Consider the following 15,235-nt stretch of genomic DNA (forward strand, 5'->3'; position numbering starts at 1 on the left):
TCTGGAGACACCGACCATGCGACATGTGACCGACAGCGAACGTCGTGCGCGGCTCGCGACCCGCCACGCGCTCGCGCCCGGGCGGCTCGTCGGCTCGCCCGAGGAGGCGGCCCGGGCCGTCGTGGCCCTGCACGCCACCGAAGCACCGTCCGTCTACCTGTCGACCTGGGCGCGGGTCCCACACGTCGGAATCGAGGACATCGACCGCGCGCTGTACGACGACCGGACGCTCGTCAAGCAACTCGCGATGCGACGCACGCTGTTCGCCTTCCCGCGGGATGTCCTCCCGGCCGCGCTGTCGAGTGCAGCCGCGCGCGTTGCGACGACCGAACGTACGCGAATGGCCCGCGACCTCGAACGCGCCGAGATGGCTCCGGACGGCAATGCCTGGCTCGACCGGGCGCGGTGCGCCGTCACGGCGGCGCTCGCGGAAAGTCCCGTCGCGCTCTCCGCCGCCGAACTACGGCGCGCCGTCCCGCTGGTGGACGTGACCGTTCCCACCACGGCCGGGGAGAGCTGGTCGGCGCCGCAGGTCCTCACCCTGCTCGGCGCCGAGGGCGCGATCGTCCGTGGCCCGACCGTCGGACGGTTTCCCACCGCGCGCCCGCTCTGGGAACTCCCGCAGCGGTGGCTCGGCGCGACTGTCGCCCAACCGGATCCGGGCGAGGGCTACCGCGAACTCGTCCGACGCTGGTTGCGCGCGTTCGGGCCCGGCACGGAGGACGACCTCGTCTGGTGGCTCGGTGCCACGAAGACCGTCGTGCGCCGCGCGCTTCGGGACCTCGACGCGGCCGAGGTGACCCTCGACGGGCCCGTACCCGGTTGGTTGCTCCCGGACGACCTCGACGTGGTGGAACAGCCGGAGGCATGGACGGCGCTGCTTCCACCGCTGGACCCGACCGTCATGGGTTGGAAGGACCGCGCCTTCTACCTCGGACCGCACCGAGCGCAACTCTTCGATACCCGGGGAAACGCCGGCACCACGGTCTGGGTCGACGGCCGAGTCGTCGGGTGCTGGCACCAGGATCCGGACGCCGTCGTCCGGATCCATCTGCTCGAATCGGTCTCGGCGTCGGCGCGACGGTCCCTGGACACCCAGGCGGCGCGCCTCACCGCGTGGCTCGACGGAATCCGGAACCCCACCGGATACCGGTCACCCGCCATGCGGGTGCAGGAACAGGGGTGGCACACGACCGAACGTGCCCGACCGATGGTGTAGCGGGCTGTACCGACATCGGGTGGCCTGTGCGGCATGCTGGACCGATGACGTGGACCGAACGCCTGAAGGTGAGATGGGGCGCAGTCCGCTTCCTCGCGGTGGAGGCCGCGGCCGCGCTCGTGTCGCTGTGTTTCGTGTTCGTCGGCCTCGTGATCGCGTCGACGCTGATCCTCATCGTCGGATGGCTCGCGGTGTCGTGGTACCTGCGGGCGCTGCGCTGGTGGGCAGGCCTGGCGCGGGAGCGGGCCGGGCGGTACACCGGGACCGTCGTGGGGGAGCGGTACCCGCCGATTCCCGATCGCCCCGGTTTCGACGACCTTCGACGGCTGCTCACTGCACCGTCCACGCGACGCGACGTGGGGTGGGTCGCGGTGCACTCCATTGCGGCACCGACCGCCGGCCTGCTGGCGATCGCGCTGCCACTGGCGGCGGTCAACACCATGGCGATTCCGTTCTACTGGTGGGCGCTCCCCGCCGACCAACCGGTGAGCAGCATCTATCCCGTCACGTCGTGGTGGGGCGCCGCGCCGATGCCGCTGTTCGCCGTCGGCTACGCGGTGCTGGCCTGGTGGCTGATCCCCGCGATGGCCCGGGGCATGTGTGCACTCGCCTCGCGACTACTGTCCCCGCGGCGCGAAATCGAACTGTCCGAACGGGTCTCGGCGCTCACCGCGAGCCGCGCGGCCGCGCTCGACGCCCACGCCGCCGAGCTGCGGCGGATCGAACGCGACCTCCACGACGGCGCCCAGAACCGGCTCGTGGCCGTCGTGATGATGCTGGGGCTGGCGGAGCGGTCGCTGCGCGTCGCACCGGAACAGGCTCTGCCACAACTTCTTCGCGCCCAGGACGCCGCGTCGGACGCACTGTCGGAACTGCGGACCCTCGTGCACGACATCTACCCGCCCGTGCTCGACGAGCTCGGTCTCGGCGGAGCGGTCTCCGCGCTCGCCGGCCGCAGTACCGTGCCGTGTGTGCTCGACGTCGACGGCCTGCGCCGGGCCCCGGCCGCGGTGGAGGCCGCCGCGTACTTCGTCGTCGCGGAGGCCCTCACGAATGTCGCCAAGCACAGCGGTGCCGAGCACGTGCAGGTCACCATCGCGACCCGCGACGACGACGGCGGGGCGACGATGGTGATCGACGTCCTCGACGACGGCGTGGGCGGCGCGGTCGACAGACCGGGAGGTGGATTGGCGGGCATCCGCCGCCGCGTGGCAGCGTTCGAGGGGACCGTGACCATGAACAGCCCGCTCGGCGGGCCGACGCGACTCGAGGTGGAACTGCCGTGCGGATTCTGATCGCCGAGGACGACGCGCTGCTGCGGGAGGGGCTCGCGCTCCTGCTCGGCAGCGTCGGGATCGAGGTGACGGCAGCGGTCGACGACGCCGAGAAGTTCCTCGACGCGTTCGAGTCCGATCCGCCCGACGGTGCGGTACTCGACGTGCGGATGCCCCCGACGTTCACGAACGAGGGGCTGAAGGCCGCGATCGAGGCACGCCGTCGGCGTCCCGGGTTCCCGGTGCTGGTGCTGTCCGCGTACGTCGAGGACCGCTACGCGGGTGCCCTTCTCTCCGGCGGGGCGGGCGGGGTCGGCTACCTGCTCAAGGAGCGGGTGGGCAAGGTCGAGGAGTTCGTCGACGCGCTGCGCCGCGTGGTCGACGGCGGCACCGTGATGGATCCCGAGGTGATCTCCCAGCTGATGAGCCGGCGCCGCGCCGACGACCCGATCCGCAGCCTGACGCCGCGCGAATCCGAGGTGCTGGGACTGATGGCCGAGGGCCTGGGCAACAGTGACATCGCCCGCAAGCTGGTGGTCAGCGACACCGCGGTGAGCAAACACATCGGCAACATCTTCGCCAAGCTCGGGCTCGCGGTCTCGGACAGCGGGCACCGCCGCGTCCTCGCGGTGCTCGCGCACCTGCGGTCCTGACCGGAGGTCAGGCGCTCTCGAGCGCCTCACCCACCTCGCGCAGCGCGCGGTGCCGTTGGTCCTCGGCGAGCGCGTGGCCGACGGCGATCGCCACCGCCACGGGCCAGTCGATCACCTCGAACGCCGCGAGCAGGCCGAGGGCCGCGACGTAGGCGAGTTGTTCGGGCTTGGGCACACCCACGTCGCCGATGAGCGGTAGCCGGATCGCGAACCGCGAACCCTGCGTGATGCGCTCGAGGGCGGCGCCGTGCGAGCCCGGACTGTGCGCGTGCGGACGCTGCGCTCGCAGGTCGGCGCCCCGGTCGAGGGTTGCTTCGGTCATCGTTCGCCCCGTTCATCCTCGTCGTTCACCTGTCGTACACCTGAAGCCGTCATCGTGGAAGCCGTGATCGTTTCGTTATCCACGCTCTCCGCGTTCGCCTCGGCCGTCCGCCCCTCCGGGCCCGACCCGTTGACCGGTGTCGTCACGTCCGTGCTGACGCCGCCGTTGCGCCACGCGTACGCGGTGCTGCTGCGGACCGGGGTGCTCGTCGTCGACTGAGTTGTCGGCCGCGACGCCCGGTCGCCGCGGGCCGACCACCACGCCACGGCACGGGGGGCGAGCGCGGCGGCCGCCGTCGCGCCCGCTGCCGGTCCGAGCGCCTGCGCCCACGCGAGAGGGCCCAGCGGCGTGCATCCCAGGAACTGACTCAATCCCGGAACACTGATCACCCCGGCGAGGGCGGCCAGCGACCCGGCCGCCGTCGCCACCACGAGGGGGCTGCGGGAATCGATGAGCGTCTGCCCCAACTGGGTCCCGACCAGTGCGACGAGTCCCACCGTCGACGCCCGCCGGGGGCGTCCGGTGAGGGACGCGATCCCCCACGCGAGGCCCGCGCCGGTCGCGGTCGCGGTACCGCGTATCGCGACGGTCCGCCACAGCGCGGCGCGGTCCGGGCCGCGGCCGTCGTACGAGCGATCCCGACGGGGCGGGCTCACCGCGAGGGCGGCCGCCGGGAGTGCGTCGGTGAACAGGTTCACCAGCAGCAACTGGCGTGCATTGAGCGGTGCCCGGCCGCTGATCGCGCTCCCGAGCAACGCGAACGCCACCTCGCCCGCATTGCCGCCGAGCAGGACGGCGACCGCGGACTGCACCCGCTGCCACAGTTGCCGTCCCTCGTCGACGGCGTCGAGGATCGCGTCGACGTGGCCCCCGATCAGGAGGATGTCCGCGGCGCTGCGGGCCGGGTGGCTGCCGTGCGAGGTCACCCCGATCCCGATGCTCGCCGCCCGGATGGCGGCCGCGTCGTTGGCGCCGTCCCCGACCATCGCGCACACGTGCCCGGCCCGCTCGAGCGTCTGGACGATCTGCACCTTCTGTTCGGGCGACATGCGGGCGAACACCCGCCGCTCGCGCACGGCGACATCCTGGTGCCGATGCGACAGCGCCTCCCACTCGCCGCCGCTCATCACGTCGTCGTGGGCGTCCACGTCGAGTCCGAGATCCCGGGCGATGGCCGCCGCGGTGACCGGGTGGTCCCCGGTGATCAGTCGCACCGAGACGCCCCGGTCCTCGAGTTCCGGCAGCAGTCGCGTCGCCTCGGGCCGGACGGTGTCGGACAGGCCCAGCAGACCGATCGGCTCGAGCCCACGGCCGCAGAGGGACTCGACGGCATCCGGATCCTGTGCGGCGCGTTCGGCGTCCTCGCCGGTGACCGTGCGCCGGGCGACCGCGATGACACGCAGGCCGTCCTCTGCCATCGACTGCACGTCGTCGACGATCGCCTCGAGGGTGTCCGGTGCGGCGCCGGTGCAGGCCGCCAACACCACCTCGGGTGCGCCCTTGAGGACCAGTTCGGTGCCCCGCAGCGCCGCCGCGTAGGGCCGTCCCGCGCGGAACGGCAGCACCACGTCGGAGCCGAGGGCTCCGGCCGCCGCGTCGGCGGCCTCGACGACCGCGCGGTCGGTCGCGTGCGCGGCGGCACGGCCGTCCGGGGTCACCGACGTGCGGGCCGCCGACCGGATCACCCGGGCCCGGTCGTGCGCGCCGATCGGGCGGATCCGTGTCACCCGCAGTCGGTCCTCGCTGAGCGTTCCGGTCTTGTCGAAGCAGGCGACGTCCACACGCCCGAGCGCCTCGACCGAGCGCGGGGTGCGCACGAGCACCGACGCGTGGGTGAGGCGCCGGGCGGCGGCCTGCTGCGCGAGCGTCGCCACGAGCGGAAGTCCCTCGGGGACGGCGGCGACCGCGACGGCGACACCACTCGTGACCGCCGAGCGCAGACCGCCGCCGCGGAGCATCGACGTGGCGGTGACGAGGGCGCCGCCACCGATGCTCACCGGCAGTACCCGGTCGGTCAGGGCGCGCAGCTGCGACTGCAGGCCCACCTTCCGGACCGGGGCGGGGGAGAGCGCTGCGGCCCGGCCGGTCTCGGTGTCGTCGCCCACCGCCGTGACCAGTGCGATCGCGGTGCCGGTCAGGACCGTCGTGCCCGCGAAGAGCATGCAGGTGCGTTCGGCGAGCGGGACGCCGGGTGTCGGGTCGGTCTGCTTGTCGACCGGCATCGACTCGCCGGTGAGCGACGACTCGTCGACCTCGACGCCGTCGGCCTCGATCAATCGGCCGTCGGCGGGCACCACCTCGCCGGGCCGCACCTCGATCACGTCTCCCGGTTGCAGGAGGTGGGCGTCGATCGAGTCGTGGCCGGCGTCGTCGACCAGGCGTGCCGGTGCGTCCTGGACCGCGAGCAGGCGGGTCAGTAGCCGCTCGGCGTGCAGCCGCTGTGCCGCGGACAGTGCGGCATTGCCGACCAGGACGGTCCCGACGAGGATCGCGTCCACCGGCGACCCCAGCACGGCGCTGGCCGCCGAGCCGGTCGCCAGGATCGGGGTCAGCGGGTCGGCCAGTTCGGTGCGCAGCGACCTGCCGAAGTCCCACACGCCGGTGAGCGGGCTGCGGAGGCGGCCGACGGTCGTGCCGATACGACCGGGGCCTGCCGCCGACCCGCGGGGCCGCGGCTCGCCGATCGTCCGGCGCACGCGGTCGACCGTCATTGCGTGCCAGTCGTGTTGCGGGCTCGGTCGCGGCGGCTCGGCGCGGAGCACGCCGCGCGCGAGGGTGTGGCCCGTCCACAGAGCGGCGCCCGCACCGGCGCTGACCGGTCCCGGCCCGCGCCCGTGGGTGCCGGGGATCATCAGCAGTGATCCGAGAAGAGAGGCGCCGGAGGCGATTTCGATACCTCGACGGCTCGCGGTGCGGGCGGCGGGCAGAGCGCGCAGGATCCGCCAAACGGCGGCCAGGTCCGGCACCAGCAGATCGCAGACCTGTGGGGTCGTGGTGGTCGGCAGACACAGACTGACGTCGGCGGCGAGGACGGCGCGCGGACAGTACGCGGCTAGCACCGCCACCGTGCCACCCTCGTCCTGCAGCTTCGCCACGGTCGACGTGAGGTCGGAATCGATTGTTCCGCCGGGTGTTCCGAGGTCGTCGAAGGCGGAGCGCAGCGTCCCCAGCGCGTCGTCGTCGATCGAGTGGACGGTGACGCCGGCCTGGCGCGCCTGTTCGAGCACGGCGGTCGCCAGCGCGTCGCGAACCGGGGAGATCAGGACGGCGGCGTCGGGATCGTCCCCCGGCCCGGTGGCCTCTGCGATGCGGGCCAGCGGATGCCAGCCGGCGTCCAGGGTGCCGGCGTCGATCGCGTTCCGGGCTTGCTCCCACACCGCGGCGCGGCGGTCGTCGCGTACACCCCGGATCCGGCTCACCCGCAGGTCGGCGGTCAGGAGCGCGTGCGGATCGACGACCAGCGCGGTGACACCGTCGAGACGGCGCAGCACGTCGGGGCCGCGGCACAGCACGTGGTGGTCGGCCGCGAGCCCGCGGCCCAGTGTGCTCGCGAACGACTCGCGGGCGCTGCGAGCAGCCTTGGGTGCGGTGACGAGTGCGGCGGTTCCGGCGGCCCGGGCACTGCCGGTGGCGACCCCCACCGCCGCGACCCCACCCAGCTGGGCCCACGCCGCCCGCTCGAGGTGGCGGTCGACGGGCCCGGTAGCGGCTGTGGGCGGTGCCGCTTCGAGGGGCGGCCGGTGCTCGCTGTGCTGCCACGCGCGTCGGTTCGCGAGGACCTCGGCCACCACGGAGGCGCGCAGCAGCGCCTCGATCGCGAGCGGGGGCGGCGCCTGCGCCAGCGCGAAACTCACCGCGGTCAGGGTCGAGACGAGCAGGTCGGCGCGTGGGCGTCCGAGGGCCGATTCGAGCGCCCGGCGCAGCGCCGGTTGGTAGTCGACCAGAGTGATCGGCGCGGCGACTGCCGCCGGCAGTCGTGGCACCCGCAGCAGGCGGCCGGTGGTGGCGAGGCCGAACCCGAGCGAGTGCGCGACGAGCGCCGTGACGCGGGCCGAGAGCGCGGCGTCGTCCCACGAGCGGGGGACCCGCTGCGGAGCGGTGAGCGCGGCGGGCCTCGGGGGAGGTGCGAACAGGCCGGTCAGCACTCCTGCGGTCGCGGCCGTTCCGACGGTGACGCCGGTGATCGCAGCGTGCGCAGTCCGTCCGGGAAGGCTGCGTGCCTGCCCGACGAGCGACCCGACCCCCGGGATTCTCACCTAGTGGCACGTCCCTGCGGTCGGGATACGGTGCTCTTCGCGGTGCCGCCCTTGTGCGCCGCGGGCTCGCCTGCGGGACTCTTGTTCGCGGCCACCTTCGACGCGGGCGGGGTGGTTACCGGCGGCGGGGCAGCGGGTGTCGTCGTGGCTGCGCCGGACTTCGATGCGGGGCCGGGGTCCTGCGCGCTGGGCGCGGGAGACCCGCCGGGAGGCGCGCCGCGTTCGTGGAGTTGCCTCAACACGAGCGCGGCGCCCCCGACGGTCAGGACCACGGGCCACTCGACGAGCCCGACGGCGCCGGCCGCAGCCATCGTGAGCACGGCGGCGGGGGTCGAGTGACTGCCCCGTGCGAGTCCCTGGCGGGTGCCGCCGGCGGCGCCGCTGATCGCGCCCCACACGCCCCCGACGAGACCGCCCACTGCGGCACCGCCGACCGCGCCGATGGACGACGTGGTCACCCCGGCGATTCCCGATACGGTCCGCACCGCGCCGTCGGCGAACGACATCGCGCCGTTGCCGGATCTGTGACCGTTGTGTGAGGTGCTAGCTGTCTGTTCCATCGAACGCCCATCGTTCGGTTCGGAGTGTGCTCCGCGCCCGAGTCCGGCGCGGGATCGATTCACCGCTTGTAGCCGAGTCTAAACCGGACCACTTGTGATGTGAACCTTCGTTGCTCGAGCGACACGAAAAGTCCTGTGTGTCAAGCGTTGTGTTCACGTAAAAGTCAAACGGTGGATTCTCGACCGTCCGGTCCTAATGTTGCTCATCGTCATCCCCGCCCACCCCGTTCGAATCGGTGTGGTGCGTTCGCTTTTCATGTGTTCCCTTCCTCCGAGGAGTGCCCGATGTTCCGTATGCGCCGACTGCCCCGAGCCGCTCTCGCGCTCGCGCTCGTTCCCCTGGCGGGCATGGTCGTCGCGTGTGGCGGCGACGAGGCGGAGGCGTCCGCCGACGCTCCGGCCGGCCAGGAGTTCACGCTCAAGGTGTACGACCCGGGCAACTCCGGGGCGATCGCGGTCGGCAAGCGCGACGGCGACTTCGCCCGTGCGCTCGCACCGCTCGGCGCCAAGATCGAATGGGTCAAGACCACACCGGGATTCAGCTCCAACCTCAAGCTGTTCAACACGGGTGAACTGGACATCCAGACCGGCGCCTACAGCCCGGTGGTCGGCGCGCTCTCCAAGGATGTCGGTGTCCGGATCTTCGCGACGTCGGATCCGTACAACAAGGATCAGAGCGGCATCGTCGCCACCGCCGCGTCGGGGATCTCGTCGCTCGAGGACCTGAAGGGCAAGCGGGTCGCGGTGAACCCGGCCGCGAAGGGCGAGTACATCGTCCTCAAGGCGCTCACCGAGGCGAACATCCCGATCGACTCGGTCGAACGGGTGCCGCTGCAGCAGACCGATGCGGCGTCGGCGTTCTCGACCGGCCAGGTCGACGCCTGGGCGTCGTTCCTCGCGCCGTACCAGGAGGCGAAGGCCAAGGGTGCCAAGGAGATCGTCACCGAGGGCGACATCAAGTCGGTCGACAACACGATCATCGCCGGCCGGACCGTGGTGCTGCAGGAGCACCCCGAGGTGGTGCAGAAGTTCCTCGAGGTCACCAAGGACCTCACCCGCCGCCAGCGCGAGAATCCGGCCGCGTTCGAGAACGTCTTCGAACAGGCAGGGCCCCGCGCTCTGAGCGGGCAGCGCCTCGACGACGCGATCGCGCTCGGCGGCCAGGTCACGGACTTCCGCTATCCGACCGCTGCCGACGAGGCCGACCTGCAGTCCGTTGCCGACCTGTTCTACCGCAACGGAGTCATCCAGCGGCAGCTCACCGCCGCCGACCTGACGTTCGACCTGCAGGGTGCGGCTGCGTCGAAGCCGGGGGCCTGACGGTGACCGCAACGCTGAGGGACACCGGGCGCTCCGGCCCGGTGGCGGGGCTCGACCTCGAGACACCCGCGTACCGCCGCCGGCGCAACCGGCCCGCGTGGCTGTCGCTGCCGTTGCGTCTGCTCGTGCCCGCGGCGCTCATCGCGGGGTGGTGGATCGGCTCCGCCACCGGGCTGATCTCCGAGGCCGTGCTGGCCTCGCCGACGAAGGTGTGGGACGCGTTCGCCGAGCTGTACTCCACCGGCCAGCTGGTCGACTTCTCGCTCGCATCGCTGCAGCGGGCCGCGATCGGTGTCTTCTTCGGCACCGTCATCGGCTTGGTGCTCGGGGTGCTGTCGGGGCTGTCGACGCTCGGTGAGGAGCTCATCGACTCGACGATGCAGATCAACCGGGCCGTCCCCTTCCTCGCGCTGGTGCCGCTGTTCATCGCGTGGTTCGGGATCGACGAGACGTTCAAGGTCGTGCTCATCGCGGTCGCGACCGTCGCGCCGATGTACGCGTACACCTACCTCGGTGTCCGGAACGTGGACCGGAAGATGGTCGAGGCGGCCCGCGGGTACGGGCTCACCGGCTGGCGGCTGGTGGCGGAGGCGATCCTGCCGGCCGCATTGCCCGGTGTGCTGATGGGCCTGCGAATCTGCCTGTCGCTCAGTATCACCGGACTCATCGCCGCGGAACAGGTCGGCACCCGCGAGGGCATCGGCTACCTGGTCACGCTGGCGCAGGAGTACAACCGCACCGACTACATGGTGCTGTGCGTGGTGCTGTACGCGGCCCTCGGTCTCGTGTTCGACGCGATCGTGCGGGTCATCGAGCGGTTCGCGATGCCCTGGCGACGTCTGGCGGTGGTCCGATGACCCCCGCACAGGCACCGCTGCCACCACTCGCGGAGCGTGAGCGGACGGCGACGACCGCGGCCGAGCGCCGCGCCGGGGAACCGGTCGCGGTGCGGCTGCAGGGAGTTCGGAAGAGCTTCGGCGACAAGACGATCCTCGGCAGCGTCGACCTCACGATCCATCGCGGCGAGTTCGTCGTCCTGCTCGGTCCCAGCGGCACCGGCAAGACCACGCTGCTGCGCCTGCTCACCGGCCTCGAACGACCGGACGGCGGCGAGATCCTGGTCCCGCGTCAGCGAACCGTCGTCTACCAGGAACCGCGGCTGATCCCGTCGAAGCGCGTTCTCGGCAACGTCGTCGTCGGGCAGCGCCGGTCCGCGGCCGTCCGTGCGGCCGGGACGAAGGCACTGGACGAGGTCGGTCTGTCCGGCAAGCAGCGGGACTGGCCGGCGACCCTGTCCGGCGGTGAGGCGCAGCGCGTCGCGCTGGCTCGGGCCCTGGTCCGCGAGCCGGAGCTGCTCCTGCTCGACGAGCCGTTCGCCGCGCTGGATGCCCTCACCCGCCTACAGATGCAGGACCTGGTCGGTGATCTGGTCGCCCGGCACCGGCCCGCAGTCCTGCTCGTCACGCACGACGTCGACGAGGCGGTCCGCCTCGCCGATCGCGTGCTGATCCTCAACGAGGGTTCGTTCGCGGTCGATGTCGACATCGACCTCGCACGTCCCCGCGATCGCAACGACCCCGAGGCCCTGCGCTACCGCGCGGCGTTCCTCGCTGAGCTCGGCGTCGGCAGAGACGCCACCCACCACCTCGGAAGGAGTACCCCGTGACCATCGCATCACCCCTCGACACCCTCTGGTACACACGGTGCCCCGTCCCGACCGCGAGCGGGCTCGCGAACTCGCTGGGCTGGTTGTCCGAGACGGCCGACGACGCCGGTCTGCGGTTCGGCATCCTCCAGGACGCCGACGCCGAACTGGCCGGCAGGCATTTCGATCACGGGCTGCCGAGCCTGATCCGGGAGGGCGGCAACGTGCCCGCGCTCGCGGCGCGGGCCGAGGGCGCACCGACCCGGCTGGTCGGGCTGACGTGGATCGACGAATCCCAGGCGATCCTGGTCGGACCGGCCGCGTCCCTGGATTCACCCGCGGAACTGGCCGGGCTGCGCGTCGGTATTCCCGCGTGGGCGGACGACCGGGCCCGCAGCTTCCCGCGGGCGATGGCGCTGCACGGCTTCGCGTCGGCGCTGCGACTGGGCGGGCTCGGCTTCGCCGACGTCGTGACCGTCGAGGTTCCGGCCGACCCGAATCCGCAGGTACGCACCGCCTCCCGGTCGCGGGCCACTACATGGGGCGTCGAGGCACTGTTGCGGGGCGACGTCGATGCGATCTACGTCAAGGGCGCCCGGGCGCAGGAGGTGGCCCGCGAACACGGTCTGCAGGTCGCCGTCGACCTCGACGCCACCGCGTCGAAGCGGTTGCGCGTCAACAACGGCACCCCGCGGCCGATCACGGTGCACGCCGACCTGCTCGAGTCCCGGCCCGAACTGGTGGTCGCGTTCCTCGCGCAGACGCTGCGGGCCGCGGACTGGGCCGCCGGCAACCTCGACGAGGTCCGCGACGTTCTGGCCCGGGAGACGAACTCGGGGGCGGCCGGCGTCGAGGCCGCGTACGGCGACACGTTCCACCGCGACCTGCACCCGACGCTCGACGCCGACCGGCTCGAGCTGCTCGACATCCAGAAGCAGTTCCTCTACACGCACGGCTTCCTGGCCACCGACTTCGATCTCGCATCGTGGGTGGCGCCCGAGCCGTTGGCCCAGGCGCGCGAGCTGCTCCCATCCGATCGGAAGGTGGCATCGTGACCGAGTTCCTGTGGGAGTTGCCGGTACGCGGCGACGGCCGGCACGTCGGCGCCGTCTCCGAACGCCGGGACGGGTTCGACTTCCTGGACCAGGCGATCCTTGCTGCCGAGTTGTCCGGGCTCGACGGCATCGTCGTCCCGTACGACCCCGAGGGCGACGACTCGTGGATCGTCGCCGGGTCCGCACTGCGGCAGACCCGGCACGCCCGCGTCACCGTCGAATTCCATCCGGCGTTCGGCACCCCGGTGTACGCGGCCAAGCTGTCGGCGACGCTGCAGCGACTGTCCGCCGGACGGCTCGACTGGCGAGTGCGGGTAGACGTCGACGACGAGGATGCGCGTGCGCGCGGCGACGGCGTCACCGGCACCGATCGCTACCGTCGGGCCCGCGAGTTCCTTGCGGTCGCACGCGGTGTGTGGAACGAGGAGCAGGTGCTGCCGGGGCGTTTCGGTGGCACGGGCTTCGAGTTCGCGGGCGAGTTCTACGACGTGATCGACGGCGGGTTCCGCGGCATCCTCTCCGGGTTGCCGGTTCCCACGGTGTATCTGTCCGGGACGTCGGCCGAGGCGATCGCACTCTCGGCCGAGCACGGCGACGTGCATCTGTTGGAGGAGCAGCCGCACGGCATCGCCGCCGTGGCCTCCGAACTACGCAGCGTCGCTGCTGGATTCGATCGCGAGGTCCGGATCGGCCTCGAACTTCCCATCGTCGCGCGCGAGGACGCCGACGAGGCGTGGGCGCGCGTGTTGCGGCAGTGGCGCGAGGTGCATCCCGACGCCACCGCGGCGGACGTCAGGGCGCTCGCGTTGGACGGATCCCGTTGGGCCGGTTTCGACCGGATCGGCTATCGGCAGCAGATCGGTCTCGTCGGCAGCTACCAGCAGGTGGCGCAGGCGCTGTCGCGCTACCGGGAGCAGGGCGTCGAGGTGTTCGTCCTCACCGGGCACCCGCATCTCGAGGAACTGCACCGCGCCGGGGAGCACCTGCTGCACCTCGTGGACCCCGCCGGACGCACGCTCGCTGGACAGGAGATCCCCGCATGAGTACCGACTTCTACTGGCGCGTCGGCATGGAGGGCGACCACGCGTCGCTGCGCACCCCACGCCGCTACAACCGCGGGCACGCGGGCGGGCACGGTCCCGGCAACATCGCACCGGCGATCCGCGGCGGTGAACTCGACGGCTACAGCTACATCGACCACATGGCCGCGGTGGTGAAGGCGTCGGAGTCCGCCGGCTTCGTCGGCGGGCTGTTGCCGTCGTTCCCGATCACCGAGGACCCGTGGGCAGCCGCGTCGGCGCTGGCCCGCGCGAGCGACACCTACCGATTCATGGTGGCATTCCAGCCCGGCTTCCTGCACCCCGTGCAGGCGGCGCGGATGTCGGCGAGCCTGCAGCGGGCGACCGGCGGCCGACTCGTCTACAACATCATCAGCGGCGGCGGGGGAGCACCGCAGCTGTGGTGGGGCGACAAGGTCGCGCACGACGACCGCTACGCCCGCACCACCGAGTTCCTCGACGTGCTGCGCGGGGTGTGGGACGGGAAGCCGTTCGACTACGACGGCAGATTCTTCCGCACCGACGGTGCCGCACTGCCACCGCTGCTGGCCGACCAGCCGTTCCCGGAGGTGTTCTTCTCGGGCTCGTCCGGAGCGGCGGTCGCCGCTGCGGGCGCGCACGCCGACTATTACCTGTCGTGGCTCGAGCCGTTCGCGGATCTGCGCGCCAAGTTCGACGGTGTCCGCGAGCATTCCGCGAAGCTGGGCCGCACCCCGAAGTTCGCCGTCCGCATCGACATCGTCGCCCGGCACACCGAGGAGGCGGCATGGGCCGAGATCGAGAAGGGCTGGGCGTTCGTCGACCGTGACGCCGCCAACCGCGCCGCGCAGGGAGATTCGGTGGGCGCTGCCCGCATCTCGGGATGGGTGCCCGAGAACATCACCGGCTATCGCGACCTCGAGGTCCAGCCCAACGTGTGGTTCGGGTTCAGCCTGATTCGCGGCGGGCCGGCGTTCGGCCTGGTCGGCAGCTACGAGCAGGTCGCCGAGCGCCTCGACCAGCTGATCGACCTCGGCGTGGACGCGTTCATCCTCGCCGGCAACCCCCACCTCGAAGAGGCCTACCGCGTGGGCGAGGAGGTGCTGCCGCTGTTGCGCCGCACCACGCCCACCCCGGTCCGTAGTCTTTCCGTCCGATAGGAGCATTCCCATGACCAGCACCGAGATTCGAATCACTCCCGAGATCGAGGCGTTCGTCGACGATGCGCGCCGCGCCGCCGACACCGCCTTCCGGGTGTTCCGCGAGACCGGCACCGTCTCCGCCAACGGCACCGTCAACTTCGTCGAACGCGTGCCCGGCGAGGAACTCGCGGTCGCCCTCAACGAGCCCGGACCGTGGGCCGAGGACCGCAGCGCCAAACCGATCCTCGCGACGTTCGACGGCGAAGTCCTCTCCGGCGACGGCCCGGCCGGCTTCGTCACCGGCTACGCGAAGGTGTTCCGCGAGCATCCCGAGATCACGTCGATCGTGCACGTGCACACCCCGTGGCTGGGCGGGTGGGCCCAGACCCACCGCACGCTGCGGATCAAGTACGCGGCGTCGCAGCGCCTGACGCTCTCGCGCGACATCCCGCCGCACATCGATCGCAGCCAGTCGCCCGGCGACTTCATCCTCGACCGTCTCGTCGACGACCCGGACCTCGTTGCGATCTTCGAGGCCAACGGCGGCGTCAACGTCATCGGCCGCGCCGGACTGCTCGAACTCGCCAAGTTCGTGGTGCTCCTCGAGGAGGGCGCGCAGTACCAGGCGCTCGGCGAACTCGTCGGCGGCACGGTCGATTTCGACGCCACCAACCTCGTCGCCCAGTGGGGACGCAGCGGCCTGCTCGACGAGGCCCGCCGACGCGGACTCGTCTGAGCCCGGACAGTCAGGA

The 15,235-nt window shown here is 71.9% G+C and carries 13 protein-coding genes and 1 pseudogene; 11 read left to right on the top strand and 3 right to left on the bottom strand.

Features of this window, described 5'->3' with window-relative positions; translation table 11 throughout:
• Positions 1–16 precede the first annotated feature (16 nt).
• From ABEU20_RS10725 to ABEU20_RS10735, 3 genes are read left to right on the top strand one after another with little or no spacing between them, the layout of a single operon-like run.
• Positions 17–1,219: a winged helix DNA-binding domain-containing protein gene (locus ABEU20_RS10725; protein WP_420164391.1), complete on the top strand. Its 1,203-nt coding sequence runs from the start codon at positions 17–19 to the stop codon at positions 1,217–1,219.
• A 44-nt stretch (positions 1,220–1,263) separates the two neighbouring features.
• Positions 1,264–2,514: a sensor histidine kinase gene (locus ABEU20_RS10730; RefSeq protein ID WP_420164392.1), complete on the top strand. Its 1,251-nt coding sequence runs from the start codon at positions 1,264–1,266 to the stop codon at positions 2,512–2,514.
• On the top strand, positions 2,502–3,146 hold the full coding sequence (locus ABEU20_RS10735; protein ID WP_420164393.1) for a response regulator: 645 nt from the start codon (positions 2,502–2,504) through the stop codon (positions 3,144–3,146). Before ABEU20_RS10730 ends, ABEU20_RS10735 begins: the two co-directional genes overlap by 13 nt.
• A 7-nt stretch (positions 3,147–3,153) precedes the next feature.
• On the opposite strand, the gene ABEU20_RS10740 is transcribed toward ABEU20_RS10735, so the two are convergent.
• Positions 3,154–3,468, bottom strand: a complete 315-nt coding sequence (locus ABEU20_RS10740; protein WP_420164394.1) for a hypothetical protein — start codon at positions 3,466–3,468, stop codon at positions 3,154–3,156.
• A 150-nt stretch (positions 3,469–3,618) separates the two neighbouring features.
• On the opposite strand from ABEU20_RS10740, the gene ABEU20_RS10745 reads away from it, so the two are divergent.
• Positions 3,619–3,687 carry a hypothetical protein gene (locus ABEU20_RS10745; protein WP_354371112.1) on the top strand — a complete coding sequence of 23 codons (69 nt, stop codon included), beginning with the start codon at positions 3,619–3,621 and terminating at the stop codon, positions 3,685–3,687.
• Between the two features lie 58 nt (positions 3,688–3,745).
• Here ABEU20_RS10745 and ABEU20_RS24820 read toward each other — a convergent pair.
• Positions 3,746–7,724: pseudogene (locus tag ABEU20_RS24820) on the bottom strand (HAD-IC family P-type ATPase); the annotation flags it as partial.
• Positions 7,721–8,284, bottom strand: a complete 564-nt coding sequence (locus ABEU20_RS10755) for a hypothetical protein (RefSeq protein WP_420164395.1) — start codon at positions 8,282–8,284, stop codon at positions 7,721–7,723. The gene ABEU20_RS10755 and the pseudogene ABEU20_RS24820, both read right to left, overlap by 4 nt.
• Before the next feature lie 285 nt (positions 8,285–8,569).
• On the opposite strand from ABEU20_RS10755, the gene ABEU20_RS10760 reads away from it, so the two are divergent.
• From ABEU20_RS10760 to ABEU20_RS10790, 7 genes are read left to right on the top strand one after another with little or no spacing between them, the layout of a single operon-like run.
• Positions 8,570–9,604: an NrtA/SsuA/CpmA family ABC transporter substrate-binding protein gene (locus tag ABEU20_RS10760; RefSeq protein WP_420164396.1), complete on the top strand. Its 1,035-nt coding sequence runs from the start codon at positions 8,570–8,572 to the stop codon at positions 9,602–9,604.
• 2 nt (positions 9,605–9,606) lie between these two features.
• Entirely contained in the window at positions 9,607–10,461 is an 855-nt protein-coding gene (locus ABEU20_RS10765) for an ABC transporter permease (protein WP_420164397.1), read from the top strand.
• On the top strand, positions 10,458–11,270 hold the full coding sequence (locus ABEU20_RS10770; protein WP_420164398.1) for an ABC transporter ATP-binding protein: 813 nt from the start codon (positions 10,458–10,460) through the stop codon (positions 11,268–11,270). Before ABEU20_RS10765 ends, ABEU20_RS10770 begins: the two co-directional genes overlap by 4 nt.
• Complete coding sequence (locus ABEU20_RS10775) at positions 11,267–12,304, top strand: ABC transporter substrate-binding protein (RefSeq protein WP_420164399.1); 1,038 nt, start codon at positions 11,267–11,269, stop codon at positions 12,302–12,304. Before ABEU20_RS10770 ends, ABEU20_RS10775 begins: the two co-directional genes overlap by 4 nt.
• Positions 12,301–13,347 carry an LLM class flavin-dependent oxidoreductase gene (locus ABEU20_RS10780; protein WP_420164400.1) on the top strand — a complete coding sequence of 349 codons (1,047 nt, stop codon included), beginning with the start codon at positions 12,301–12,303 and terminating at the stop codon, positions 13,345–13,347. The genes ABEU20_RS10775 and ABEU20_RS10780 overlap by 4 nt, the downstream gene beginning before the upstream one ends.
• The gene (locus tag ABEU20_RS10785; protein ID WP_420164401.1) at positions 13,344–14,501 is read left to right on the top strand and encodes an LLM class flavin-dependent oxidoreductase; all 1,158 of its coding nucleotides are present in this window, start codon (positions 13,344–13,346) and stop codon (positions 14,499–14,501) included. The genes ABEU20_RS10780 and ABEU20_RS10785 overlap by 4 nt, the downstream gene beginning before the upstream one ends.
• A gap of 10 nt (positions 14,502–14,511) precedes the next feature.
• Positions 14,512–15,219 carry a class II aldolase/adducin family protein gene (locus ABEU20_RS10790; protein ID WP_420164402.1) on the top strand — a complete coding sequence of 236 codons (708 nt, stop codon included), beginning with the start codon at positions 14,512–14,514 and terminating at the stop codon, positions 15,217–15,219.
• Positions 15,220–15,235 lie beyond the last annotated feature (16 nt).

Source organism: Rhodococcus parequi, from assembly GCF_046042785.1.
Classification (GTDB): Bacteria; Actinomycetota; Actinomycetes; order Mycobacteriales; family Mycobacteriaceae; genus Prescottella; species Prescottella parequi.

Excerpts from the sequence above, each read along its gene's own strand:
- ABEU20_RS10725 (WP_420164391.1), top strand. The coding sequence starts at position 17 with ATGCGACATGTGACCGACAGCGAACGTCGTGCGCGGCTCGCGACCCGC.
- ABEU20_RS10730 (WP_420164392.1), top strand. The coding sequence starts at position 1,264 with ATGACGTGGACCGAACGCCTGAAGGTGAGATGGGGCGCAGTCCGCTTC.
- ABEU20_RS10740 (WP_420164394.1), bottom strand. The coding sequence starts at position 3,468 with ATGACCGAAGCAACCCTCGACCGGGGCGCCGACCTGCGAGCGCAGCGT.
- ABEU20_RS10755 (WP_420164395.1), bottom strand. The coding sequence starts at position 8,284 with ATGGAACAGACAGCTAGCACCTCACACAACGGTCACAGATCCGGCAAC.
- ABEU20_RS10760 (WP_420164396.1), top strand. The coding sequence starts at position 8,570 with ATGTTCCGTATGCGCCGACTGCCCCGAGCCGCTCTCGCGCTCGCGCTC.
- ABEU20_RS10770 (WP_420164398.1), top strand. The coding sequence starts at position 10,458 with ATGACCCCCGCACAGGCACCGCTGCCACCACTCGCGGAGCGTGAGCGG.
- ABEU20_RS10785 (WP_420164401.1), top strand. The coding sequence starts at position 13,344 with ATGAGTACCGACTTCTACTGGCGCGTCGGCATGGAGGGCGACCACGCG.
- ABEU20_RS10790 (WP_420164402.1), top strand. The coding sequence starts at position 14,512 with ATGACCAGCACCGAGATTCGAATCACTCCCGAGATCGAGGCGTTCGTC.